Raw genomic sequence first — 24,056 nt, forward strand, 5'->3', positions numbered from 1 at the left:
TTTCGGCGCCGCGCCGCCGTATCTGACGGAACGAAGCTGCGGCCCCCGCCCGCAGGGAAGGAATGGAGACGATGGCCCACACCCACGCCCGCGTCATGATCGTCGGCTCCGGCCCCGCCGGCTACACCGCCGCCATCTACGCCGCCCGCGCCATGCTCGAGCCGGTGCTGATCTCCGGCATGCAGGCCGGCGGCCAGCTGATGATCACCACCGACGTCGAGAACTATCCCGGCTTCGCCGACGTGATCCAGGGCCCCTGGCTGATGGAGCAGATGCGCGCCCAGGCCGAGCACATGGGCACGAAGATGGTCTCCGACCACATCGCCCGCGTCGATCTCTCGCAGCGCCCCTTCCGCCTCTGGGGCGACGGCGGCGAGACCTATTCCTGCGATGCGCTGATCATCGCCACCGGCGCCCAGGCGAAATGGCTCGGCCTGCCCTCCGAGCAGAGCTTCCAGGGCTTCGGCGTCTCCGCCTGCGCGACCTGCGACGGCTTCTTCTTCCGCAACAAGGAGGTCGCGGTGATCGGCGGCGGCAACACCGCGGTCGAGGAAGCGCTCTATCTCGCCAATCTCGCGAGCAAGGTCACGCTGATCCATCGCCGCGACTCGCTGCGCGCCGAGCGCGTCATGCAGGAGCGCCTGTTCAAGCATCCGAAGATCGAGGTGATCTGGGACACCGCCGTGGCCGAGATCTGCGGCGGGACGCAGCCGCCGAACGTGACGCATCTGCGCCTGACCAACACCAAGACCGGCGCCGAGAGCACGCTGAAGACCGACGGCGTGTTCATCGCCATCGGCCACAAGCCGGCGACCGAGCTCTTCGCCGGACAGCTCGACATGAACGAATCCGGCTATCTCGACGTCGAGCCCGGCACGGCGCGCACCAACGTCCCCGGCGTCTTCGCGGCCGGCGACGTCACCGACGAGCATTATCGGCAGGCGGTCACGGCTGCCGGCATGGGCTGCATGGCGGCGCTCGACGCCGAACGCTGGCTCGCCGCCGGCGCCCTGGACCGACGCGAAGCAGCGGAATGAACGAGCCGGCGTGACCCATCACTAATTCTGATAGATTCCGTCACCAGATTCAGTGCGAATAACCGGGCTTACCTGCCACACAGACATTGACGCACAAGCGCTTTGTCCCCCATCATGCAAAAAACGCATATCGGGGGAAGCGCGGTGGATTGGGACCGCATCAGAATCTTTTATACGGTCGCGGAGTCAGGCAGCTTCACCAAGGCTGGCGATGTTCTGGGCTTGAGTCAATCGGCGGTCAGCCGGCAGATCGGGGCGCTCGAGCGGGAGCTGCGCGCACCGCTCTTCCACCGGCATACGCGCGGCCTCATCCTGACTGAGCAGGGCGAGCTGCTCTGGCGCGCCGCGCGCGAGATGACGCAGCGGCTGGAGCGCACCCGTTCGCAGCTCTCCGAGACCCGCGAGCACCCCTCGGGCGAGCTCAAGGTCACGGCGACGCGCGGTCTCGGCGGGCACTGGCTGACCCCTCGCCTGTCCGAATTCATGGATCTCTACCCCGACATCCGGGTCGAGCTCATCCTCACCGATGAGGAACTCGACCTGTCGATGCGCGAGGCCGACATCGCCATCCGCCTGCGCCAGCCGCAGCAGCCGGACCTGATCCAGCGCAAGCTCTTCACGGTCCACTTCCACGTCTACGCCTCGCCGGCCTACGTGAAACGCTTCGGCGAGCCGAAGAGCTATGACGATCTCGACAACCACCGCATCCTGTCTTTCGGCGGCACCTCGCCGTCCTATCTGACGGCGGTCCACTGGCTCGGCACCATGGGACGCGACCAGCGCAACCCGCGGCCGATCCATCTCACCGTGAACAACATCACGGCGATGAAGCGGGCGGTGGATTCGGGCGCCGGCATCGCCGTGCTGCCCGACTATCTGATCGAGACCGGCTCGCCCCTCGTACAGCTGATGCGCGAGACTGAGATGCCGCAGCTCGAGAGCTATCTGGTCTATCCGGAAGAGATGAAGTCGGTCGCCCGCGTCCAGGTCTTCCGCGATTTCCTGATCCAGAAGGCCCAGCGCTGGACCTACTGACCGAGACTGCAAGGCTCGCATGGAATCGGGCGCCCCACCGGGCGCCCGATTTGCGATTCTGGCTGTTTTGTGACCGACCGCGGCGCGCCATGCATCAAAATCGAACAGTTCGGCTGAGAACCTCCCGAAAGGCCGTCCAAAACCGCCTTCGGATGCCTTCCGCAACTTCTCCGCGCAGGGTCACTCCTGCAATGAATGCATATTTCTCAATCATTTAGGCTCAAATTGGCGCCATATGCCGCAGGTTCATGCAACCCACGCATGGCGGACCCAAGATATGTTGCATTGCAAAACGGCAGGGTCTGCCCGATATTACAACCACGGTTGTTCGGAACGGGCTCCGCAATCTCCTCCCGGCGTTGAGTTCGTTTCAGCCGTTCCCCTCTGAGATGTTTGGCACTTCGCCAGATGTTTCAAACTTTCAAGGCCGGCTCCCCTCGGGGACGCCGGCCCTTTTTTTGCTTCACGCTTGCCCCCTGCCGGAACACGCAGCGCTACCAGGCCCCTGCCCGATCCAGCCCATGAAAAAAGGCATCGCCGGGGGGCGATGCCTTGCAGGTTTCCGGGTCTCTTTTCGCGGTTCAGGCCGCGAGCTTGCGCGCGATCCCGGCGAACTGGTCGAGGAAGCCCTTCAGGAAGGCGCGGGTCGCGTCGTTGGTGATCTCGCGCTGATCGTCGATCAGGCCTTCCTTGTAGGTGATGAACACCTGGCCGCCGACCACGACGCCGGCGAGATTCGTCATGATCATCCGCAGCTCGTTCTGCGAGACCGCCGTGCCGACGGCGCCGCCGCTCGTGCCGGTCACGGCCACGGTCTTGCCGGCCCAGGAATTCTTGCCATAGGGCCGGGAAGCCCAGTCGATCGCGTTCTTGAGGGCAGCCGGAATCGAGCGGTTGTGTTCCGGCGTGACGATCAGGATGGCGTCCGCCGCCTCGATCTCGCGCTTCAGCCGCAGCGTCGGCTCGGGCCGGTCGGCCTCGAGATCCTGGTTGAACAGCGGCAGATCATCGATCCGCACGAAGGAGGGCTCGAAATCGTCGCCGCCCAGCTTTGCCAGCGCCTCGGCCAGTTTACGATTGATCGATTCGCGACGATTGCTGCCGACGACGACAGCGAGCTTCAGCCTAGCCATTGAATTCCTCGTTGTTGGGGGAATGGCAGCGACAGTAGTCCCCGCGGCGAAACCGGGGCAAGCCGGCGCCCTGCAAGCAGGTCATTGCAAGCTTTCAAGCGCGCGGGTCGGGAACGCCGGCCGGGGCGGCGTCAGTGCCGCGGCGGCCGGGCCGCGAGGGGCAGTGCCTCGAACAGGCCGGGCTCGGCGCTGGTGCGCGCCTTCTCGATCGTCAGGATCCTGAGCTTGGTCTCGACGCCGCCATCGGCTGAGAAACCGCCGGTCTTGCCGCCGGCCGCCAGCACGCGATGGCAGGGCACGATGATCGGCCAGGGATTCTGGCCGAGCGCGACGCCGACGGCCCGCGCCGCGCCTGGGTCGCCGATCCGCTGCGCCACCTCGCCATAGGTCAGCGTCTCGCCGGGCGGAATCGAGAGCGCGACCTCGTAGACCTTGCGGTTGAACTCGGAGACGCTCTCCAGCGCCATCGGCAGATGCGAGAGATCGCGCTTCTCGCCCGTGAACAGCGCCCGGATGCCGGCGACCGCCTCGGCGACGATGCCTTCGGCCGGCGCCTCCACGGCTTCCGGAAAGCGCCGGGCCAGCCGCCGGCGGGCCGTTTCCTCATCGCGCTCGGGCAATTGCGCGCCGATGAAGCACGCCCCTTCCCAGATCAGCGCACAGGTGCCGATCGCCGTGTCGAAGAGATGGAAATGCTGGGTGACCATGCTTGCCCTCCCGTGCTGCCGCACGAACGGAACGGTTCAGGAGATTTCCGATCGGGCAGGATCGCCGGAACCGTCATTGCGAGGAGCGCAAGCGACGAAGCAATCCAGGCGTCGCAGGGCTAGCGGCTCAACCCAGTCCCTTGGATTGCTTCGCTGGCTCGCAATGACCGCCCGATCCATCGAAAAGAACTCTAGCACGCAGCGTGGCGTGCGGAGCACCCGAAAGCTGGCAGCATAGATCACATGAAGAGCTGCTCGCCCTCCAGCCCCTTGTAGAGGCCCGCGACCTGTTCGCCATAGCCGTTGTAGATCAGCGTCGGGCGTCGGTCGCGCGAGCCCAGCACCTGCTCGCTCGCCTGGCTCCAGCGCGGATGCGGCACCGCCGGGTTCACATTGGCCCAGAAGCCGTATTCGCTCGCCTGCAGCGCCTCCCAGAAGGTCTTCGGGCGCTCGGCGACGAAGCTGATCTTGCGGATCGATTTCACCGATTTGAAGCCGTATTTCCACGGCGTGATCAGGCGGATCGGCGCGCCGTGCTGCGTCGGCAGCGGCTTGCCGTAGATTCCCGTGACCAGCAGCGGCAGCTCGTTCGCCGCCTCCGCGATCGTCAGCCCCTCGACATAGGGCCAGGGATACCAGCGCTGGTTCTGCCCCGGCGCCACGCGTGGGTTCAGGAAGGTCTCGAAGCGGATGTATTTCGCGCCGGAAAGCGGCTTGGCCAGCGCCACGAAGGATTTGAGCGGGATGCCGGTCCAGGGCACCGCCATCGCCCAGGCCTCGACGCAGCGGAAGCGGTAGAGCCGCTCCTCCAGCGGCAGCTTGCGCACGAGGTCGTCGAAGCCGATCTCGAAGGGCTTCTCGACCATGCCGTCGACCTGGATCGACCAGGGCCGCGTCGCCAGCCGCTGCGAGGCGGCGACGATGTCCTTCGACATGCCGAATTCGTAGAAATTATTGTAGTTCGCCGCGTCTTCCGCCTTGGTCAGCGGCACGTCGAGCTTGTAGGCCTCGTTGCGCTTGGCGGGGTAGAGGTCGAGCGTCGGATCGGGCGCCTCCGCCGCGGCGAGACCAGGCCAGACGGCGCCGGCGATCAGCCCTGCACCTGCGGCCATGAGCCGGCGCCGGTCGAGGAACGCGCCCTCCGGCGTGGCTTCGCTTTCCGGCATCTCCCAGCCGGCCCGGCGCTTGATCAGCATGACGGACATACTCCGTTTTCGTTGGCGCCCGTTAGGACACGAAAGCGGAGTCACGGCAATTCACGAGGGGGAGAGGTTGGCGCCTGCCTTCCGTCATGCTCGCCCTTGTGGCGAGCATCCACGTCTTGAACGACCAAACGGAGGCGTCATGGTCGGGACGAGCCCGACCAAGACGTCTCGGACCGGTCTCAGCTGCGCGCTTCGAGCGCCTTGATGATCGCCGCGCCCATCTCGCTGGTCGAGACGGCGTTGGCGCCGGGGCCGGCGATGTCCTTGGTGCGGGTGCCTGAGCCGAGCACGTCGGCGATCGCGCCTTCGAGCTTGTCCGCCGCATCGCCCGCGCCGAAGGAGTAGCGCAGGGCCATGGCGAAGGAGCCGATCATCGCGATCGGGTTGGCGAGGCCCTTGCCGGCGATGTCCGGCGCCGAGCCGTGGACGGGCTCGTAGAGCGCCTTGCGCTTGCCGGTGGCCGGATCCTCGGCGCCGAGCGAGGCGGAGGGCAGCATGCCGAGCGAGCCGGTCAGCATCGCCGCGACGTCGGAGAGGATGTCGCCGAACAGGTTGTCGCAGACGATGACGTCGTACTGCTTCGGCCAGCGCACGAGCTGCATGGCGCAGTTGTCGGCGAGCACATGCTCGAGCTCGACATCCTTGTACTCGGCGGCGTGCAGCGCGGTGACCGTCTGCTTCCAGAGCACGCCGGTCTTCATGACGTTATGCTTCTCGGCCGAGGAGACCTTGTTGCGGCGCGTGCGCGCCAGCTCGAAGGCGACGCGGCAGATGCGCTCGATTTCCGGGGTGGTGTAGAGCTGGGTGTCGACGCCGCGCTTGGAGCCGTCCTCGAGCGTGACGATCTCCTTCGGCTCGCCGAAATAGACGCCGCCGGTGAGCTCGCGCACGATCAGGATGTCCAAGCCCTCGACGACCTCCGGCTTGAGCGAGGAGGCCGAGGCCAGCGCCGGATAGCAGATCGCGGGCCTGAGATTGGCGAACAGGCCGAGATCCTTGCGCAGGCGCAGCAGGCCGGCTTCCGGACGGTGCTGATAGGGGACATCGGCCCATTTCGGCCCGCCGACCGCGCCGAACAGCACGGCGTCGGCCTCCTGGGCGAGCTTCATGTCGCCTTCGGAGATCGCCGCCTTGTGGACGTCATAGGCCGCGCCGCCGACCAGGCCCTTCTCGATCTCGAAGGAGCCGAGCCCATGCTTGCCGAACCAGGAGACGATCTGCTCGACCTGGCCCATCACCTCGGGGCCGATGCCGTCGCCGGGGAGCAGCAGGAGCTTGTGGGTCGCCATGATCGTCGCCTCGCCTTGTCGCATGTTTGCGTAGGGGGGTGATTACGGGCGCGCAGGCCCGCGCGCAAGCGCGGGAATGCAGCCCTGTCCTGTGCGGGCCGTGCCGGTCAGCTCCTGGGCAACCGCGCCGTCACCTCGATCTCGACCTTCATCTCGGGCTTGAGCAGCCCGGCGATGACGTAGATGCCGGCCGCGGGCCTGATCTCGCGGAAGAACTCGCCGCAAACGGCCAGCACCGGCTCGCAATAGTTGCGGTCGGTGACGAAATACTGCGCCCGCACCGCCTGCGACAGCGACGAGCCGGCCTCCTCCAGCACGGAGCCGATCGTGCGGAAGATGTTGCGGGCCTGCTCGGCGGCATCCTCCGGCAGCGTCATCGTGGCATAGTCGTAGCCGGTCGTGCCGGAGACGAAGACGAGATCGCCGTCGATCACGGCGCGCGAATAGCCGAAGCTGCGCTCGAAGGGCGAGCCGGTGGAAATCAGGCGGCGGGTCATGGCGTCTCCGGAAGCTTGGGTGCGGCAGGAACGCTTTTCCGAAGCGCTCCCGCGACGCCACCCGTTTTCTGCGCGATCAGACCCGCCCGCTCTTCAGCGCGCGCAACACCTTTTCGCCCGGCCGCCCGGTTTGCGGCATGCCGATTTTGGCCTCGATCTCCTTGATCGCCGCGCGCGTCAGCGAGCCGACGGCGCCGTCGGGCTCACCGACATTGTAGCCGCGGGCGATCAGCAGGCGCTGCAGCTCGCGCCGCTGCTCGCGCGAGAGCGGCAGGTCGTCGGTCGGCCACTGCCCCTGCACACCGGGCCGGCCGCGCAAGCGATCGGACAGGAGGGAGATGGCGAGCGCATAGGAATCCGCGCCATTGTAGCTGTAGGCCGCGTCATAGTTCTTGAAGACGAGGAAGGCCGGGCCGTTGCGGCCGGCCGGCATCAGCAGGCCGGCATTGCCCGTACCGTTCAGCGAAGAGCCGTCATACTTCACGATGCCCTGCGCCGCCCAATGCGACAGCGGGCGCTTGGGATTGCGGCCGGTCGGGCCGCGATAGCCATCGGGTACCCTGACCTCGTAGCCCCAGGTCGCGCCGGTGACCCAGCCCGCCTTGTTCATGAAGTTCGCGGTGGAATGCAGCGCGTCGGGAATCGAGTCGACGAGGTCGCGCCGGCCGTCGCCGTCGCCGTCGACGCCGAGCCGCATATAGGTCGAGGGGATGAACTGGGTGTGGCCGAAGGCGCCGGCCCAGGAGCCGAACAGCCGGTCCGGCCGCACATCGCCGCGCTCGATGATCTGCAGCGTCGCGATCAGCTCACCCTTGAAGAAGGCGTTGCGGCGCGGCGCGAGGCAGGCGCCGGTGGCGAGCGACTGGACCAGGGGCCATTTGCCCCGGGCCTTGCCGAAATCGCTCTCGACACCCCAGACCGCCGCGATGGTGTGGCGGTCGACGCCGAAACGCCGTTCGGCCGCCGCGAAGACGGAGGCGTATTGGCGCAGCATGTTGCGGCCCTCCGCGACCTTCTCGTCGTCGACCAGCGTGCCGAGATAGTCCCAGATCGGCGTCTTGAACTCCGGCTGGTTGTTCATCGCCTCGATCACCTTCATGTCCGGCTCGACGCCGGCCATGGCGCGATCGAAGGTCGCGCCCGAGACGCCCTTGGCGGCTGCGGCCGAGCGCAGGCCGGCAAGGCAGGACTGGAAACCGCTCTGGGCCGAGGCCGGCGAAGCGAAGAGGAAGAGTGGCAGGGCCAAGTGAAAGGCCAGTCGGAAAGCGCGCATGGTCTCCACCGATTCGGGACAGGTCGCCGCCAAGCTAGGGCGCTGTGGTTAACGGAGGTTAACCATCGAGAATGGCGGCACGAAGAAGCGAATTCCGCTATGGGAAGCGAGCCTTCCCTCCGCGATTCGCCACCATGTCGCCAGCCGCCATCGAGCTCCTCGGCTTCACCGCCGCCACGCTGACCAGCCTGTGCTGGCTGCCGCAGGCCTGGCGGACCATCCGCACCCGCGACACCCGCGCGATCTCGCTCTGGACCCAGGGTCTCTTTGCCGCAGGCACCGCGCTCTGGCTCAGCTACGGCATCCAGATCCTGTCCTGGCCGGTGATCGCGGCCAATAGCCTCACCCTCCTGCTCGTCCTCGTCATCATCACGATGAAGCTGCGGTTCGGCTGATCGCCGCGCTCGGCCCGGCCGCCGTCAAGAAAGCTCTCCCGGCATGCCCTCCCTGACCCTTGCCCATGTCCTGCCGATTGCGATGCTGTTCGGCTCGAACATCTTCATGACCTTCGCCTGGTACGGCCATCTCAGCTACAAGAGCACCGCGATCTGGCTCGCCATCCTCGCGAGCTGGATGATCGCCTTGCCGGAATACATGCTGGCCGTACCGGCCAACCGCATCGGCTCCGCCGTCTATTCCGCCGCCGAGCTCAAGACGATGCAGGAAGTGATCACGCTGACCGTCTTCGCCGGCTTCTCGGTGCTCTGGCTCAAGGAATCCCTGACCTGGAACCACGCCATCGGCTTCGCGCTGATCGCCGCCGGCGCCTTCTTCATCTTCCACGCCAAGGTCTGAAGCCAGGCTTCTTCCGGGCCCCCACAATCGACCAACCAGGAACACGCGCCTTGAAAAAGACGGCACTGATCTTCTGCGGCCTCCTGCTCGCCCCCGCGGCGGCACTGGCCGGCCCGACCTGCAGCCCCGGCCGCGACAATGCCCGCATCCTCTCCGCCGCCTCGCCGAGCGCGATCCATCGCAGCTGGCAGGGCGGCAAGCAGCTCGGCTATGGCTGGTCGCTGCAGGTCGAGCGCAGCACCCGCGACGCCGCCGGCACCGAATACTATGTCGGCGACCTCTACGACCCGAACGGCCAGCTCGCCACGCGCAAGATCTTCGCCGTCGAGAGCGAGTGGGATTGCGGGCCCTGAGGCGGCTCGGTTCTTCCCGTCATTGCGAGGAGCGTCAGCGACGAAGCAGCCCAGGGGCCGCAAGGGTCGGACGCCTCACCCCATCTCCTGGATTGCTTCGCTGCGCTCGCAATGACGGTGGCGGCTCGGTGAGAAGCTCAAAATCTCAGCGAGCCGGCCTGACCCGCAGAACCTTTCCGTTCGCATCGTCGCTGAGCAGATAGAGGAAGCCGTCCGGCCCCTGGACGACATCGCGGATGCGCTCGCCGATATTGGTGAGCAGCCGCTCCTCGCCGGTCACCGCCTCGCCCTGCGTCGAGAGCCGGACCAGCATCTGCCCGGCGAGCGCGCCGACGAAGAGCGAGTTCCTCCAGGCCGGCCAGACCGGACCGGTGTAGAAGGCGGCGCCGGAGGGCGCGATCGACGGATCCCAGTAGAACAGCGGCTGCTCCATGCCGGGCTTCGCCGTCCCCTCCCCGATCTTGGCGCCGGAATAGTCGATGCCGTAGGTGATGACCGGCCAGCCATAGTTCAGCCCGGCCTTCGGCGTGTTGATCTCGTCGCCGCCGCGCGCGCCATGTTCGGCGGTCCAGAGCTGGCCGCTCTGCGGATGCAGCGCGGCGCCCTGCACGTTGCGATGGCCGATCGACCAGACCTCGGGCGCCCAGCCCTGCTTCTTCGGATTGTCGGCGGGCGCGCCGCCCTCGGGCCGGATGCGGATGACCTTGCCGATATGGTTGGCGGGGTTCTGCGCCTGCTCGCGCTGGCTGTAGCGGTCGCCCACGGTGACGAACAGCGCGCCCGTGCGGTCGAAGACGAGGCGCGAGCCGAAATGCATGTTGGAAGCGATCGACGGCATCTGCCGGAAGATCACCTCGACATTCGCCAGCGCGGTGCCCTGCTCGTTGAGCCGTCCGCGGCCGACGCTGGTGCCGTTGCCGCCGGAGCGCGGCTCGGCGAAGGAGAAATAGACCAGCCGGTTCTCGGCGAAGGCGGGGTCGAGCGCGACGTCGAGAAGCCCGCCCTGCCCGCGCGCCATCACGCTGGGCACGCCGGTAATCGGCCGCGAGAGCGTGCCGTCGGTGCCGACGATCCTGAGGCGCCCGGGCCGCTCGGTGACGAGCATCCGCCCGTCAGGCAGGAAGGCGAGGCCCCAGGGGTTCTCCAGGCCGCTGGCCACGGTCTCGACGATGAGCTCACCCGCGCTCGACGGAAAGCGCTGCTGGGCAGCGGCCGCGCCCGCCGCGATCGCGGCCACGAATATCCCGGCCGCGAACGCCCGTCCCACGGACCCAAATCGCATCGTCATCTCCCTCGCTCGCCCGGCACTGCCAGAGACTGAGGTCAACGACGCGGCGCATCAAGCCGTTGCGAGAAGCTCACGACGAAGTGAGACGATCGGCTGGCTCTCGTCGAGCGTCACATCCGCCTCGGTGACCGGCTGGCCCGCCGCCACGTCGCGCCGGAGCTTGACGCCATGGGCAAGCCCGACCGGCAGCGCGCCGCAGGCCCGGCTCGCCGTCGCCGGCATCAGCCGGCCATAGACGGTGTAGCCGCCCTCGCCGTCGAGCGTCTCGCCGGCCTTGAGCGCCCGCTTGGCGACGGCCACGGCATCGCCGCGCCAGCTGCGCGTCGTTCCGGTCGGCTCCTGCCGCAGCGCCGCGTTCAGCACCGAGATCGGCAGTTCGAGGCCGATCAGATGGAAGGGCTTGTACATCGCCGCGTAGCGTCCGGTCGCATCGGTCGGCAGGCCGTATTGCTTGAAGCAGGCGGCAGCGTAGTCGTTCGGCGCCTTCAGCACGACATAGACGCCCCAGCGCAGGTCGCGGAAGACCGGGCGGCCGTCGCGCTCCAGCGAGGAGACGACCTCGACCATGCCGTCGCGTTCGAGCTGCCCGCCCACAGTGCGCGGCCGCAGCACATTGGCGAGGTCGTCGACGCCGCAGGCCGGGAAGCCGAGCCCAGCCTCCGGCACGTCGAGCTCGCAGGCATTGGCGATCGCCGCCATCTCGATGGCCGATTTCGTGCCGTCGAGGAAGGAGTTGAACATCTGCGGGTTCATGCCGCCGGCCTTCGCCGCTTCCGGCGTCAGCCCGTAATGGGCCCAGACGTCGTCGGGGGTGACGTTGTGATAGGCCGGCAGGTATTTCGTGCCCTTGCCCGCGGCAGCGACGGTGAAGCCGGTGGCACGCGCCCAGTCGACCATCTCGCAGACCAGAGCCGGCTGGTCGCCATAGGCCATCGAATAGACCACGCCGGCAGCCTGTGCGCGGCGCGCCAGCACCGGCCCGACAAGCACGTCGGCCTCGACATTGACCATGACGACATGGCGCCCGGCCTCGATCGCGGCGAGCGCATGGCGCGCGCCCGCGGCCGGGTGCCCGGTCGCCTCCAGCACCACCTCGACGCCGTCGGTGCGGGCAGCCTGGATGCCGTCATCGACGAAGCGCGTCCGCGCGATGCGGGCCTCGTCCCAGCCGACATTGCGGCAGGCGGCCCTGGCGCGCTCGGGGTCGAGATCGGCGATGACCGCGACCTCGAGCCCTTCGATATGCGGCACCTGGGACAGGAACATCGAGCCGAATTTGCCGGCGCCGATCAGCGCGGCGCGCACGGGCTTGCCCGCCTCCCGGCGGGCGGCGAGCTTGGGCATCAGATTCATGGAGCACTCTCCTGCGCATCACGCTCCGCAGCCCGATCCCGAGCAGCACTCGACCGGAGCGCGTCTCGAAGCCTGCTTCAGGAAACTGCGGAGACCACTGGATCATCCATGGAGACGGCCGCCGACGCGGCCGCTCCCGGATGAGGGCTGAGAGAAGGTCGCCTTATTCCGGCTTCACGCCGGCTTCAGTGATGATCTGCTTCCAGGTCGCGATCTCCTGGGCGTGGTAGGGCTTGAACGCCGCCGGATCGCGCACCTTGAGCGTGAAGCCGAGCTTCAGGATCGCCTCCCGCGTCTCCGGCTTGTTCAGCGAGGCGATGATCGCCTTGGAAAGGGTGTCGAGCACGGCGTCCGGCGTCTTCACCGGGGCGAAGAAGGCGGCCCAGGAATCGGCGTCGGCATTGTTCACGCCCTGCTCGCGCAGCGTCGGGATGTCCTTGGCGCGCGGGTTGCGCTCGGGGCTGGCGATGGCGAGCGCCCGCAGCGTGCCGGCATTGATCTGCTCGAGCACGCTCGGCAGCGTCGAGTTGGCGATGTCGATGCGGCCGGCGACGATCTCCTGCACCAGCGGCGCCGCGCCGCGGAACGGCACATGCGTCATCTTGATGCCGGTGCGCTGCATGAACAGCTCCATGGCGAGGTGCGAGCCGGATCCCACGCCGGTCGAGCCGTAGTTCAGCTTGCCCGGATCGGCCTTGGCGAGCGCGATCAGCTCCTGGATGTTCTTGGCCGGCAGATCCTTGCGCACGACGAAGGCATGCTCGAAGGCGCCGACGCCGGCGAGCGGCGCGAAGTCCTTCACCGCGTCGTAGCCCGGCTCCTTGAGCAGGAACATGTTGTTGCCATGCGTCTGGTTGTTGCCGAAGACGATGGTGTAGCCGTCGGGCTCGGCATGGGCGACGGCGCGCGTGCCGACCGCGCCCGAGGCGCCGGCCCGGTTGTCGACGACGACGTTGTGCCCGAACGCCACCGCCATGTCCTGCGCGACGAAGCGCGCGATCGCGTCGGTCGGGCCACCCGCCGGATAGGGCACGACGAGCGTGATGACCTTGCTGGGGAAACTCTGAGCCCGGACGATCGACGGAGCGAAGACGGCGCCGGCCATCAGGCCGAGCGTGGAACGGCGGGTCAACGACATGAGCTTCCTCCCGGGCACCCGCCTGGATGGCGGGCCTGCTTTGGCCGGAGCTTTAGGGGCAAAGGACACGGGCGTCCAGCGATGCCAAAGTCATAGCCACCAGCGCGGCAACGCCCGCCACTCCCGTCATTGCGAGCGCAGCGAAGCAATCCAGGAGGACTGGGTTGAGCGTCTCACCCGGCCCTCCTGGATTGCTTCGTCGCTTCGCTCCTCGCAATGACGGCCTGCAGATCTCTAGGCGCCGAAGCCCGCGCGCTTCAGTCGCTGGATCGCGAGATCGAGTGCCTGCAGAAAGACCGAGCGGTCCTTCTGCGAGAACGGCTTCGGCCCGCCCTGCACCGTTCCCATCGCGCGCAGATCCTCCATCATGTCGCGCGTCGCCAGCGCCATGCCGATCGAGGCTTCGGTGAAGGGCTTGCCCGTCGGCCCGATCACCTCGGCGCCGGCCTTGATGCAGCGGTCGGCGAGCGGAATGTCGGCCGTGACCACGATCGCGCCGCGCCCGACGCGCTCCGCGATCCAGTCATCGGCGGCATCGAAGCTGCCGGGCACGGTCACGCGTTCGATCCAGGGCTCGCGGGGCAGGTTGAGGAAGCTGTTGGCGACGACGAAGACATGCAGGCCGTGGCGGCCGGCGACACGATAGACCTCGTCCTTCACCGGGCAGGCGTCGGCATCGACATAGATCGCGATGGGTATGGCATTCGTCATCCGCCGGCCTTCGCATGCTCCGGCCGCAAGGGCAAACCGCTTCGAATTCATGACGCTTCTGCAAAACATCAAGCAGTTGCGCTTGCGATCACTGCCCGCGAGTCATAAACCACGCGCGCGCCTCACCGGGCGCTCACCCTTCCGCCTCCTCCGGAGACCAGTCCCATGGCCTTTCTTGCCGATGCCCTGAAGCGCGTGAAGCCGTCCGCGACCATCACGATCACGCAGAAGGCCCGCGACCTGAAAGCCCAGGGCAAGGACGTGATCTCGCTCTCCGTCGGCGAGCCCGATTTCGACACGCCGGACAATATCAAGGAAGCGGCCATCGCCGCGATCCGCCGCGGCGAGACCAAGTACACCCCGGTCCCCGGCATTCCGCAACTGCGCGAGGCGATCGCCCGCAAGTTCAAGCGCGAGAACGGCCTCGACTACAAGGCGAGCCAGACCATCGTCTCGACCGGCGGCAAGCACGTCATCTACAACGCGCTCCTCGCCACGCTGAACCCGGGCGACGAAGTGATCTGCGTCTCGCCCTACTGGGTTTCCTATCCGGAGATGGTGGCGCTCTGCGGCGGCACGGCGACCTTCGCCGAGACCTATCTCAAGAACGACTTCAAGCTGCAGCCGGAAGACCTCGAGAAGGCGATCACCCCGAAGACCAAGTGGGTGATCCTGAACTCGCCGTCGAACCCCTCGGGCGCCGCCTACAGCCATGCCGAGATGAAGAAGCTCACGGATGTGCTGATGCGCCATCCGCATGTCTGGATCCTCACCGACGACATGTACGAGCACCTCGTCTATGGCGACTTCCAGTTCGTCACCCCGGCGCAGGTCGAGCCCGCCCTCTACGAGCGCACGCTGACCATGAACGGCGTCTCGAAGTCCTACGCCATGACCGGCTGGCGCATCGGCTACGCCGCCGGCCCCGATCAGCTGATCAAGGCGATGGACCTCGTCCAGGGCCAACAGACCTCGGGCACCTCGGCGATCTCGCAATGGGCCGCGGTCGAGGCGCTCGACGGCACGCAGGAGCATATCCCGGTCTTCAAGAAGGCCTTCGAGCGTCGCCGCGACCTCGTCGTCTCCATGCTGAACCAGACCCGCGGCCTGAAGTGCCCGGTGCCGGAAGGCGCGTTCTACGTCTATCCCGACTGCTCCGCCCTGATCGGCAAGACCATGCCGAACGGCAAGAAGGTCGAGACCGACGAGGACCTCGTCATGGGCCTGCTCGAAGCGGAAGCCGTCGCGGCCGTCCACGGCTCGTCCTTCGGCCTCGGCCCGAACTTCCGCATCTCCTACGCCACCTCGGACGAGAAGCTGGAAGAGGCCTGCCGCCGCATCCAGCGCTTCTGCGCCGAGCTACGCTGAGCGAATGCTCAAGGGCGCCGCAACGCGCCGAACCCTGCTGGCCGGGAGCTTGCTGCTCCCGGCCTCTTTCGTTTTCGGGCAGTCGGTGACGATGCTCTCGCCCCGCGAAGCCTATGAGGCGGCCCAGGCGAAGCGGGTCGTGCTCGTCGATATCCGCGACGCGGCGGAATGGGCCGATACCGGCCTGCCGCAGGGCGCCGTGGCGCTCTCCGCCGACGCGCCGGCCTTCGAGGTCAGGATCGCGGGGCTGCGCCTCGACAATCCCGGCAAGCGCATCGTCCTGATCGATCGGACGGGCGCACAGGCCGTGGCAGTGGCGCAGAAGCTCGCCGGCCGCGGCTGGCGCGATCTCGCAGGCGTGCGGGGCGGGGTTCTCGGGCCGGGCGGCTGGCTCGCCGAGAGGCTGCCGGTGGCGGAGTATCGTTAGCGTCCTTCTCCCCTCGGGGGAGAAGGTCGCAGCGCGGAGCGCTGACGGATGAGGGAAGAGTAGCGTTAACGGCCCTCATCCGTCTGCTTCGCAGACACCTTCTCCCCCGAGGGGAGAAGGGAAAGAAGGTCCGGCCGCCGCTCCCGCGTGATCTGCTCCGCCTGCTCGCGCCGCCATTTCGCGATGCGGGCATGGTCGCCGGAGAGCAGCGCCTCGGGCAGGCCCCTGCCCTCCCATTCGCGCGGCCGCGTGTAATGCGGATATTCCAGCAGCCCGTTCTCGAAGCTCTCGTCCTCGCCCGATGCGACCTTGCCCATCACGCCGGGGATCAGGCGCACGCAGGCATCGAGCAGCGTCAGCGCCGCCATCTCGCCGCCGGAGAGGATGTAGTCGCCGATCGAGACCTCGAGCAGGTTGCGCCCTTCGATCACGCGCTCGTCGACGCCCTCGAAGCGCCCGCAGACGATGACGAGGCCGGGCCCTTCAGCCCATTCGCGCACCTGGCGCTGCTGGAGCGGGCGCCCGCGCGGCGACATCAGCAGGCGCGGACGCGCATCGTCCGCCCGCACCGCCGCGTCGATCGCCGCCGCCAGCACGTCGCAACGCAGCACCATGCCGGCGCCGCCGCCTGCGGGATTGTCGTCGACATTGCGATGCCGGCCGATGCCATGGTCGCGGATCTGGTGGGTGTCGAGCGACCACAATTCCTTGCGCAACCCCTCGCCCGCCAGCGAGACGCCGAGCGGCCCCGGAAACATCTCCGGATAGAGCGTCAGGATCGAGGCGCGAAAGGGCATGCCTTCAAGCAAAGCGCAGCGCCGGCAGGCCGTCCAGCGCCGTGAAATCGCGAGCCGAGGCGATCAGGTTGTCATAGGCCGCGAAGCCGTTCGCATCGAGCATGGTGAGCAGCGCCACGGCCCGCATGCCGGCCCGCCGGGCCGCCTCGACGCCGAGCGGCGCGTCCTCGAAGACGATGCAGTCGGCCGGATCGACCTTCATGCGCTCGGCCGCGGCCAGGAACATGTCCGGATGCGGCTTGCCGCGAAAGCCCTGGCTCGGCGAGACGATGGTGGCGAAGCGCTGGCGCAGGCCGAGCGTGTCCAGCACCACCTCGATATTGGCCGGCGGCGCGGCCGTCGCCACGGCCATCGGCACGCCCGCCGCTTCGGCGCGCGCGATCAGCTCGACGAAGCCGGCATTCGCGGCCACATGCGGCAGATAGGCCTCGCGATAGAGCGCTTCCTTGGCGTCGCTCATCGCATCGAGCTCGGCGACGGCGGCCTGCGGGAAATAGGAGGAGATGATCTCGTTGCCGGCCATGCCGGCCGTCCGGGCGGCGAAGGTGTTGCGGTCGAACGGCAGCTGGTTACTGACGTGCCAGCTTTCCCAAGCGTCGTCATGGAAGCGCATGTTGTCGACGATGGTGCCGTCCATGTCGAAGATCAGCGCGCGGGCGGGCTTATCGCTTGTCATCGTCGGGCTCGAACAATCCCAGCGGCGGCTCCGCCTCGATGCGCTTCGCGGCAATGTCGATGCGCGGCGTGAAGGCCTTGGTGAAGGGCATCAGGACGGAGCGCCCGTCCGGCGTCTCGATATCGAGCAGGTCGCCCGCGCCGTAGTTCTCGACGGCGGTCACGGTGCCGAGCACGGCGCCGTCCGGGCCGATCACGCTGCAGCCGATGAGGTCGGCCTGGAGGAACTCGTCCTCGTCCGCATCCGCCGACAGCTTGTCGCGGGCGACAAACAGCTCGGTGCCGTTCAGCGCCTCGGCAGCCTCGCGCGTCGTCACGCCCTTGAGCCGGGCGACGACGACCTCCTTGGCCGGGCGGATATCGGTGATCTCGAAGCTGCGGCCCCTGCCATCGGCAAGCGGGCCGTAACCGGCGATCGCGAGCGGATCGCCGGTGAAGGTCTTGATCCGGACCTCGCCGCGCACGCCATGCGGCGCGCCGACGATTCCGAGCAGGATGAGATTTTCGTCAGACATGGCTCGTCGTTCCGGCGAGGCCGCGATGCGGCACAAAGCCGGAATCCATCGAAGGGCGACACCGCTCTACGATGGATTCCGGGTTTCCCTTCGGTCTCCCGGAATGACGAAGTCCCGTCTTCAAGACGAAATCACGCCTCGGCAGCGGCTTCTTCGGCAGCCGGAGCAGCGGCCTTCTCGGCCTTCTTCTCGGCGCGCTCCTTGGCCTTCTCGCCCGGGACGGCCTTCTTCGGGTTGTTGCGGGCCGGGCGCTTGGCGAGGCCGGCGGCATCGAGGAAGCGCAGCACGCGGTCGGTCGGCTGGGCGCCCTTGGCGAGCCAGGCCTGGACCTTCTCGAGGTCGAGCACGACGCGGTCGGCAGCGTCCTTCGGCTTCATCGGGTCATAGGAGCCGATCTTCTCGATGAAGCGGCCATCGCGCGGCGAGCGGGCGTCGGCGACGACGATGCGGTAATAGGGGCGCTTCTTGGCGCCGCCGCGGGTCAGGCGGATCTTGAGGGACATGGTCTTCTCCAGTCAGTTCAGGTTTGCAGGCTTTTGTTTCGCAGGCTCGGCGGCCGGGTGCCGGTAGATCCCGACCTCCGTGCCACGGATCACGAACGGTTTCTCGAAGGTGGCGCCGAGACGCTCGGCGACACGGATCGAGGGTCGATTATCGGGGTGGATCAGGCTCATCAGCGTGGTCCAACCCAAGTCACGATAGGCATAGTCGCGGACGCGCAGGGCGGCTTCGGTCGCGTAGCCGCGGCCATGCTCGCCTGCGAACAGGCTCCACCCGACCTCGGGCTCGGGCCAGCCTTCCGGCGAAAGCAGGCCGCACCAGCCGACGAGACGGGCGTCCTCCTTCGCTTCCACGGCCCAGAGACCGTGGCCGCGCAGCACCCAATGTCCAGCCATGCTGGAAAGCCGGCGCCACGAATCCTCGCGGCTGCTGGCGCCGCCGACATAGCGGGTCAGCTCTTCATCGCCGAAGAAACGCGCGAGCACGTCGAAATCGGCAGCCGTCCAGCCGCGCAGCCGCAGTCGTTCTGTTTCCAGAACGGGAATCACTTCTTCTTGCCCCCGAACGGTCCGCCCAGCCCGGGCAGGCCGCTGCCGCCGAGGCCCGGCAGCTTCGGCATCATGCCGGCGGGAGGCGTCACACCCTTCGGCAGACCGGGGAAGCCGCCCGGCGGCATCGACGGCAAACCACCACCAGCGCCGAGCTGCTTCTGCAGTTCGGCGAGCTGGGCCGGGTCCATCTTCGAGGGATCGGGCATGCCGGCAGGCAGGCCGCCGCCGAGCCCGAACATCGAGCCGAGCTTGCCGAGCATGCCGCCCTTCTGCTTGCTCATCATCTTCATGGCGTCGGCCATGCCGCGATGCATCTTCAGCAGCTTGTTGATCTGCTCGGCCGTGGTGCCGGAGCCTGCCGCGATGCGCTTCTTGCGGCTGTTCTTGAGCAGGTCGGGATTCTTGCGCTCGGCCGGCGTCATCGAGTCGATCGCGGCGATCATGCTCTTGAACATCTTGTCGCCGACGCCCGCATTGGCGAGCTGCGACTGGGCCTGCTTCATGCCGGGCAGCATGCCCATCACGCCGCCGATGCCGCCCATCTTCTCCATCTGCTGGAGCTGGGCGCGCATGTCGGAGAGGTCGAACTGCCCCTTGGCCATGCGCTGCGCGGTGGCCTGCGCCTGCTCGGCGTCGATGGTCTGCGCCGCCTTCTCGACGAGCGAGACGATATCGCCCATGCCGAGGATGCGGTTGGCGACGCGCGAGGGATGGAATTCGTCGAGCTCGTCGACCTTCTCGCCGATACCGACGAGCTTGATCGGCTTGCCGGTGACGGCGCGCATCGAGAGCGCCGCGCCACCGCGCGAATCGCCGTCCATGCGGGTCAGTACGATACCGGTAAGGCCGACGCGGGCATCGAAGGCGCGCGCCGTGTTGACCGCGTCCTGACCCGTCAGCGCGTCGGCGACGAGCAGAACTTCATGCGGACTGGTCGCGGCCTTCACCTCGGCGACCTCGGCCATCAGCGTGTCGTCGAGCGTCACGCGGCCGGCGGTGTCGAGCATCACGACGTCGAAGCCGCCGAGGCGGGCGGCCTCGACCGCGCGCCTGGCGATCTGCACGGCCGACTGGCCGGCGACAATCGGCAGCGTCTGCACGCCGACCTGGCTGCCGAGAATGGCGAGCTGTTCCATGGCGGCGGGGCGTCGCGTATCGAGCGACGCCATCAGCACCTTCTTCTTGTGGCGCTCGGTCAGGCGCTTGGCGATCTTCGCCGTCGACGTCGTCTTACCGGAGCCCTGAAGGCCGACCATCAGGACCGGGACCGGCGGCACGGCATCGAAATTGATGCCCTCGCCTTCGCCGCCCAGCGTCTCGATCAGGACGTCGTTGACGATCTTGATGACCTGCTGGCCGGGCGTGACCGACTTCAGCACCTCGGCGCCGACGGCACGCTCGCGCACCTTGTCGGTGAAGGACCGGACGACCTCGAGCGCGACGTCCGCCTCGAGCAGCGCGCGCCGCACCTCGCGGAGAGCCGCGTTGACGTCCTCCTCGGTCAGCGAACCCCGGCGGGTCAGCCCCGAGAGGATGCCGGAGAGTCTATCGCTCAGCGTGCCGAACATGCGGACCTGCCTGCTTGCCTCAGGAAGCCGTCACCACCGGAACCTCATCGCCAAGCGGTTTCGCGCCCGAGGGCGCAGACGCGCTGTCGGGCGTTGACCTCCGGGCTCATGGAAGCGGCTTGCGCGGCCCGGTCGGCGGATGTGGTTTCGGCGATGTCGGCGAAACGGATGCGGTCTTAAAGCGGAAGACTATGGCGAAAGTCAAGTTTGGCGGCGGTTTTCCGGTCGGCGGCGCCCTCCTCCGGCGCGGGGGCAACGACGAGAGAGCGTCCCGCCTTCCATCCCGCACATTCCGCCTATACACGAGATTGTGAAGCGCGGCCGCAGAACGGCCCTGATCTCGCGCCATCGCTTCGCGCTCCTGATTCGACAGCGATTCTCATGAAGCTTGCGACTGCCCTCCCTCTGCTGGCCCTCTCCCTCTTCCTTGCTGCCTGTGCCGGCGATCCCCGGCGCGAAGGCCCGCTCGACCCCCGCATGGTCGAGAAGCTCGCGGCCGTCTCGCTGGATCCGGCCCAGGCGGGGCGCATCCTCAACGCCTATCGCGCCAGCAACGGCCTCGGTCCCGTCAGGCCGGATCCGCGCCTGATGGCGATGGCGCAGCGCCAGGCCGACGCCATGGTCGCGGCCAACGCGCTCTCGCACGATGCCGGCGGCAACTTCACCACCCGCATCCATGCCGCCGGCGTCGACAGCACCCGGGCGGCGGAAAATCTCGGCGGCGGCTATTTCTCGGTCGAGGAAGCCTTCGACGGCTGGCGCAAATCGCCCGGCCATGACGCCAATCTGCGGATGAGGGAAGCCACCCGCTACGGCATCGCGCTCTCCAAGGACCCGCGCACCAGCTATCGCGCCTGGTGGGTGCTGGTGGTGGCGGCCGACCCGGAGCCGCGGGTGACCATGGGTTACGGTGACAGGCCGTCGCAGCCCCGCTAACCGACGACATCCTGCTACTCGATTGCGAGCGCTACGATGTCCATTCGTTTTCTTGTTCCTTTTGTCATTGCCGCCTCCGCCTCCTTTGCCGGCCTGACCGGCGCCCAGGCGCAGCCCTGCGCCACCAATTTCTCCTCCTCCGGCGTGCCGATGGTCTCGCAGATCACCTACAGGACCTGGGACCTGTCCAAGAAGGCGCCGGCCACCGTACTGCCGGCGATCGTCAGGGCGATCCAGGCCGACGGCGACTTCATGGACATCCGGGTCGACAAGGCGAGCGGCACCATCTCCGCCGTTCAGGAAGTGACCGGCTCGGGCCGTCCGCAGATCCTGAAGGTGAACGCGCGCAAGCAGGCCACCGGCACGCGCATCGACATCGCCTTCACCGTCCAGCCCGGCCAGATCGCTCCCGAGGCGGCCGTCCGGAAGGGCCTCTGCGACTTCCTGCGCGGCGCGCGCTGAGCCGTCGGGGATCCGCCTCCCGGATTTGGGGAGGCCGGCTCTTTACAAACCACCGCTTCTGGTGATGGCTCTGGTTTTTATCGGAGCCATCACCCATGACCTTCGAAGCCTGGGCCGCCTTCGCCGCCGCCACCGCCGTCCTCCTGGTCATTCCCGGACCGACGATCCTGCTCGTGATTTCCTATGCGCTCGGCCAGGGCTGGCGCACCGCCTTCCCGATCGCCGTCGGCGTCGCGCTCGGCGACTTCACAGCGATGACGCTCTCGATGCTCGGCGTCGGCGCGCTGCTCGCGACCTCCGCCATGGTCTTCACCGCGCTGAAATGGATCGGCGCGGCCTATCTCGTCTGGCTCGGGATCAAGCTCTTCCGCGCCGGCGGCACGCTCGACGCCAAGCCGCGCGAGGACGCCGCCCCCGCCTGGAAGATGCTCGGCCATGCCTGGCTGGTGACCGCGCTCAACCCGAAGAGCATCACGTTCTTCGTCGCCTTCCTGCCGCAGTTCCTCGACCCGAAGGGCGATTTCTGGATGCAGATGCTGATCTTCGAGGCGACCTTCATCGGCCTCGCCTTCGCCAATGCCATGGGCTACGCGCTGATCGCTTCGCGTGCCCGCGCCGTGGTCAGCAATCCCCGCGCGATCGGCCTGTTCAACAAGGCCGGCGGCACGCTCTTGATCGGCGCCGGCGTCGCCACGGTCGCGATCCGCTCCGGGAGCAACTGAAGCCGCCATGCCGGGCAAGGACGATCAGACCCTCGGCTTCTATGCCGAGGAAGCCGGCGCCTATGCCGGACGGAACCGGCAGGCCGAGCACCACCGCATCGGCCTCTTCACGGCAAGGCTCGCCCCCGGCGCCCGGATTCTCGAGCTCGGCTGCGGCGGCGGCCAGGACAGCGAGGAGATGCTGCGGCGCGGCTTCGACGTCGTGCCGACCGACGGCTCGCCGGAGCTCGCCCGGCAGGCGGAGCGGCGCCTCGGCCGCCGCGTCCGCGTCCTGCTCTTCGAGGATCTGCAGGAAGGCGCCGCCTATGACGGCGTCTGGGCGCATGCCTGCCTCCTGCATGCCCCGCGCCCGGCACTGCCGGGCATAATGGACCGTATCCACGCCGCGCTGCGGCCGGGCGGCGTCTTCTATGCCAGCTTCAAGGCGGGCGAGACGGAAGGGCGCGACAGCCTCGGCCGCTACTTCAACTATCTCTCGGCGACGGAACTGCGCGCGGTCTATGGGGCGGAGACGCGCTGGCAGTCCCTGGAGATCGAGGAGGAAATGGGCTCCGGCTACGATCGCCAGCCGACGCGCTGGCTTCACGCCCTGGCGATCAAGGCACCGTAACCTTGACGCGAGGGCGCGGCGGCCTACCTCTTCTGGGCCATGACCCGCCGCAAGCTCCTCTCCTTCGTCGGCCTCGGCGCCCTGCTGGCCTCGACCGGCGGCGCCTGGGCCGCGATCTCCCGCTCACGCAATCCCTATTACCAGGGGCCGGTCAGCGACCATTTCAACGGCCTTGTCTTCAGCGACGGCCGCCCGGTCAGCAAGGGCCTGCTCGACGTGCTGCGCTGGCAGACCGGCAAGCGCGAGCGCGAAAGCTTCCCGCCGCAATACGCCGCGCCGCCGCAGGACAAGCCCCCGGCGCAGGTCGACGGCGTCCGCATCGTCCATCTCGGCCACGCCTCGTTCCTCTATCAGATCGGCGGCCTCAACCTGCTGGTCGACCCGGTCTATTCGGAGCGCGCCAGCCCCTTCTCCTTCATCGGTCCGAGGCGGGTGAACGAGCCCGGCGTCGCCTTCGACGACCTGCCGCGGGTCGACGCGGTTCTGATCACCCACAACCACTACGACCATCTCGACATCGAGACGCTGGCGCGCCTGCATCGCCGCGACCAGCCGCGCATGATCATGCCGCTCGGCAACGACACGATCGTCAAGGCCCGCATCCCCGATGCCCGCGCCGAGGCGCATGACTGGAACGACCGGCTCGAACTATCCGACGCGGTCACGATCACGCTGATGCCGAGCTATCACTGGTCGGCCCGCGGCGCCTTCGACCGGCGGATGGCGCTATGGTGCTCCTACCTCTTCGAGGCGGGCGGCACGAAGGTCTTCCATATCGGCGACACCGGCTATCACGACGGCTCGCTCTATGAGCGGCTCGGCCGCGAGCACGGGCCGTTCCGCCTCGCCGTGCTGCCGATCGGCGCCTATGAGCCGCGCTGGTTCATGTCGGACAACCACATGAACCCGGACGAGGCGGTGAAGGTCATGCTGGCGCTGCGCGCCGAGCAGGCCGTCGGCCACCACTGGGGCACCTTCCAGCTCACCGACGAGGGTGTGGAGCGCCCGCTCGAAGCCCTGAAGACGGCCCTCGCCCAGGCCGGCCTGCCGGAGGAGCGCTTCCGGCCGATGCGGCCGGGCCTGAGCTGGAGCGTGTAGAGGGCGACCGTC

28 protein-coding genes are annotated in these 24,056 nt (G+C 67.8%); 12 read left to right on the top strand and 16 right to left on the bottom strand.

The features are described from left to right. Positions 1–71 precede the first annotated feature (71 nt). Together trxB and B5Y19_RS01950 are read left to right on the top strand one after the other, a co-directional pair. The gene (gene trxB, locus B5Y19_RS01945) at positions 72–1,037 is read left to right on the top strand and encodes a thioredoxin-disulfide reductase (protein WP_079591080.1); all 966 of its coding nucleotides are present in this window, start codon (positions 72–74) and stop codon (positions 1,035–1,037) included. 144 nt (positions 1,038–1,181) lie between these two features. Continuing rightward, a complete protein-coding gene (locus tag B5Y19_RS01950) occupies positions 1,182–2,072 on the top strand; it encodes a LysR family transcriptional regulator (protein ID WP_079591033.1) in 891 nt (296 codons plus the stop codon). Positions 2,073–2,653: 581 nt separating this feature from the next. Here the strand turns inward: B5Y19_RS01950 and B5Y19_RS01955 are convergent. The 6 genes from B5Y19_RS01955 to B5Y19_RS01980 all read right to left on the bottom strand — a co-directional run bounded on the left by B5Y19_RS01955 (position 2,654) and on the right by B5Y19_RS01980 (position 8,176). Further along, a complete protein-coding gene (locus B5Y19_RS01955; RefSeq protein WP_055726525.1) occupies positions 2,654–3,205 on the bottom strand; it encodes an NADPH-dependent FMN reductase in 552 nt (183 codons plus the stop codon). A 131-nt stretch (positions 3,206–3,336) separates the two neighbouring features. Next, on the bottom strand, positions 3,337–3,912 hold the full coding sequence (locus B5Y19_RS01960; protein ID WP_055726524.1) for a methylated-DNA--[protein]-cysteine S-methyltransferase: 576 nt from the start codon (positions 3,910–3,912) through the stop codon (positions 3,337–3,339). Positions 3,913–4,151: 239 nt separating this feature from the next. After that, complete coding sequence (gene msrP, locus B5Y19_RS01965) at positions 4,152–5,108, bottom strand: protein-methionine-sulfoxide reductase catalytic subunit MsrP (protein WP_055726529.1); 957 nt, start codon at positions 5,106–5,108, stop codon at positions 4,152–4,154. A gap of 188 nt (positions 5,109–5,296) precedes the next feature. After that, positions 5,297–6,406 carry a 3-isopropylmalate dehydrogenase gene (gene leuB / locus B5Y19_RS01970; RefSeq protein ID WP_055726528.1) on the bottom strand — a complete coding sequence of 370 codons (1,110 nt, stop codon included), beginning with the start codon at positions 6,404–6,406 and terminating at the stop codon, positions 5,297–5,299. Positions 6,407–6,513: 107 nt separating this feature from the next. Next, positions 6,514–6,903, bottom strand: coding sequence for a RidA family protein (locus B5Y19_RS01975; protein WP_055726523.1), 390 nt, complete (start codon positions 6,901–6,903; stop codon positions 6,514–6,516). 76 nt (positions 6,904–6,979) lie between these two features. Further along, positions 6,980–8,176 (bottom strand): lytic murein transglycosylase, encoded by a 1,197-nt coding sequence (locus tag B5Y19_RS01980; RefSeq protein ID WP_055726522.1) that lies wholly within the window; start codon positions 8,174–8,176, stop codon positions 6,980–6,982. A gap of 134 nt (positions 8,177–8,310) precedes the next feature. Here B5Y19_RS01980 and B5Y19_RS01985 point away from each other — a divergent pair, with 134 nt between their 5' ends. From B5Y19_RS01985 to B5Y19_RS01995, 3 genes are read left to right on the top strand one after another with little or no spacing between them, the layout of a single operon-like run. Next, the gene (locus B5Y19_RS01985) at positions 8,311–8,571 is read left to right on the top strand and encodes an SWEET family sugar transporter (protein WP_055726521.1); all 261 of its coding nucleotides are present in this window, start codon (positions 8,311–8,313) and stop codon (positions 8,569–8,571) included. 43 nt (positions 8,572–8,614) lie between these two features. Beyond that, entirely contained in the window at positions 8,615–8,971 is a 357-nt protein-coding gene (locus B5Y19_RS01990) for a DMT family protein (RefSeq protein ID WP_055726520.1), read from the top strand. A 50-nt stretch (positions 8,972–9,021) separates the two neighbouring features. After that, on the top strand, positions 9,022–9,324 hold the full coding sequence (locus tag B5Y19_RS01995) for a hypothetical protein (protein ID WP_055726519.1): 303 nt from the start codon (positions 9,022–9,024) through the stop codon (positions 9,322–9,324). Between the two features lie 145 nt (positions 9,325–9,469). On the opposite strand, the gene B5Y19_RS02000 is transcribed toward B5Y19_RS01995, so the two are convergent. The 4 genes from B5Y19_RS02000 to B5Y19_RS02015 form a co-directional block, all read right to left on the bottom strand. Beyond that, positions 9,470–10,606, bottom strand: coding sequence for a PQQ-dependent sugar dehydrogenase (locus B5Y19_RS02000; RefSeq protein WP_139384225.1), 1,137 nt, complete (start codon positions 10,604–10,606; stop codon positions 9,470–9,472). 57 nt (positions 10,607–10,663) lie between these two features. After that, positions 10,664–11,965 carry an NAD(P)H-dependent oxidoreductase gene (locus B5Y19_RS02005; RefSeq protein WP_055726517.1) on the bottom strand — a complete coding sequence of 434 codons (1,302 nt, stop codon included), beginning with the start codon at positions 11,963–11,965 and terminating at the stop codon, positions 10,664–10,666. Positions 11,966–12,128: 163 nt separating this feature from the next. Next, entirely contained in the window at positions 12,129–13,103 is a 975-nt protein-coding gene (locus B5Y19_RS02010; protein WP_055726516.1) for a Bug family tripartite tricarboxylate transporter substrate binding protein, read from the bottom strand. A gap of 234 nt (positions 13,104–13,337) precedes the next feature. Beyond that, the gene (locus B5Y19_RS02015) at positions 13,338–13,814 is read right to left on the bottom strand and encodes a YaiI/YqxD family protein (RefSeq protein WP_055726515.1); all 477 of its coding nucleotides are present in this window, start codon (positions 13,812–13,814) and stop codon (positions 13,338–13,340) included. A gap of 165 nt (positions 13,815–13,979) precedes the next feature. Here B5Y19_RS02015 and B5Y19_RS02020 point away from each other — a divergent pair, with 165 nt between their 5' ends. Beyond that, positions 13,980–15,182: a pyridoxal phosphate-dependent aminotransferase gene (locus tag B5Y19_RS02020; RefSeq protein WP_055726514.1), complete on the top strand. Its 1,203-nt coding sequence runs from the start codon at positions 13,980–13,982 to the stop codon at positions 15,180–15,182. Between the two features lie 91 nt (positions 15,183–15,273). Beyond that, positions 15,274–15,609 carry a rhodanese-like domain-containing protein gene (locus B5Y19_RS02025; protein WP_176168538.1) on the top strand — a complete coding sequence of 112 codons (336 nt, stop codon included), beginning with the start codon at positions 15,274–15,276 and terminating at the stop codon, positions 15,607–15,609. A gap of 65 nt (positions 15,610–15,674) precedes the next feature. Here B5Y19_RS02025 and trmD read toward each other — a convergent pair whose 3' ends face one another. From trmD to ffh, 6 genes are all read right to left on the bottom strand, one after another. Then, positions 15,675–16,406, bottom strand: coding sequence for a tRNA (guanosine(37)-N1)-methyltransferase TrmD (gene trmD / locus B5Y19_RS02030; protein ID WP_055726512.1), 732 nt, complete (start codon positions 16,404–16,406; stop codon positions 15,675–15,677). Positions 16,407–16,410: 4 nt separating this feature from the next. Beyond that, entirely contained in the window at positions 16,411–17,082 is a 672-nt protein-coding gene (locus B5Y19_RS02035; RefSeq protein ID WP_055726511.1) for an HAD family hydrolase, read from the bottom strand. Beyond that, positions 17,069–17,596 carry a ribosome maturation factor RimM gene (gene rimM / locus B5Y19_RS02040; RefSeq protein WP_055726510.1) on the bottom strand — a complete coding sequence of 176 codons (528 nt, stop codon included), beginning with the start codon at positions 17,594–17,596 and terminating at the stop codon, positions 17,069–17,071. The genes B5Y19_RS02035 and rimM overlap by 14 nt, the downstream gene beginning before the upstream one ends. 131 nt (positions 17,597–17,727) lie before the next feature. Next, on the bottom strand, positions 17,728–18,099 hold the full coding sequence (gene rpsP / locus B5Y19_RS02045) for a 30S ribosomal protein S16 (protein WP_055726509.1): 372 nt from the start codon (positions 18,097–18,099) through the stop codon (positions 17,728–17,730). Positions 18,100–18,111: 12 nt separating this feature from the next. Beyond that, positions 18,112–18,645, bottom strand: a complete 534-nt coding sequence (locus tag B5Y19_RS02050) for a GNAT family N-acetyltransferase (protein ID WP_055726508.1) — start codon at positions 18,643–18,645, stop codon at positions 18,112–18,114. Further along, positions 18,642–20,216: a signal recognition particle protein gene (ffh, locus tag B5Y19_RS02055; RefSeq protein WP_055726507.1), complete on the bottom strand. Its 1,575-nt coding sequence runs from the start codon at positions 20,214–20,216 to the stop codon at positions 18,642–18,644. The genes B5Y19_RS02050 and ffh overlap by 4 nt, the downstream gene beginning before the upstream one ends. A 381-nt stretch (positions 20,217–20,597) precedes the next feature. Between ffh and B5Y19_RS02060 the strand changes: the two genes are divergently transcribed. The 5 genes from B5Y19_RS02060 to B5Y19_RS02080 all read left to right on the top strand — a co-directional run bounded on the left by B5Y19_RS02060 (position 20,598) and on the right by B5Y19_RS02080 (position 24,044). Continuing rightward, a complete protein-coding gene (locus tag B5Y19_RS02060) occupies positions 20,598–21,152 on the top strand; it encodes a CAP domain-containing protein (RefSeq protein WP_055726506.1) in 555 nt (184 codons plus the stop codon). Between the two features lie 36 nt (positions 21,153–21,188). After that, on the top strand, positions 21,189–21,614 hold the full coding sequence (locus B5Y19_RS02065) for a hypothetical protein (protein ID WP_055726505.1): 426 nt from the start codon (positions 21,189–21,191) through the stop codon (positions 21,612–21,614). A gap of 95 nt (positions 21,615–21,709) precedes the next feature. Continuing rightward, positions 21,710–22,336: a LysE family translocator gene (locus B5Y19_RS02070; RefSeq protein ID WP_055726504.1), complete on the top strand. Its 627-nt coding sequence runs from the start codon at positions 21,710–21,712 to the stop codon at positions 22,334–22,336. Positions 22,337–22,343: 7 nt separating this feature from the next. After that, positions 22,344–22,946, top strand: coding sequence for a class I SAM-dependent methyltransferase (locus tag B5Y19_RS02075; protein ID WP_055726503.1), 603 nt, complete (start codon positions 22,344–22,346; stop codon positions 22,944–22,946). A 39-nt stretch (positions 22,947–22,985) separates the two neighbouring features. Then, the gene (locus tag B5Y19_RS02080) at positions 22,986–24,044 is read left to right on the top strand and encodes an MBL fold metallo-hydrolase (RefSeq protein WP_055726502.1); all 1,059 of its coding nucleotides are present in this window, start codon (positions 22,986–22,988) and stop codon (positions 24,042–24,044) included. Positions 24,045–24,056 lie beyond the last annotated feature (12 nt).

It is taken from the genome of Allobosea thiooxidans (genome assembly GCF_900168195.1).
Classification (GTDB): Bacteria; Pseudomonadota; Alphaproteobacteria; order Rhizobiales; family Beijerinckiaceae; genus Allobosea; species Allobosea thiooxidans.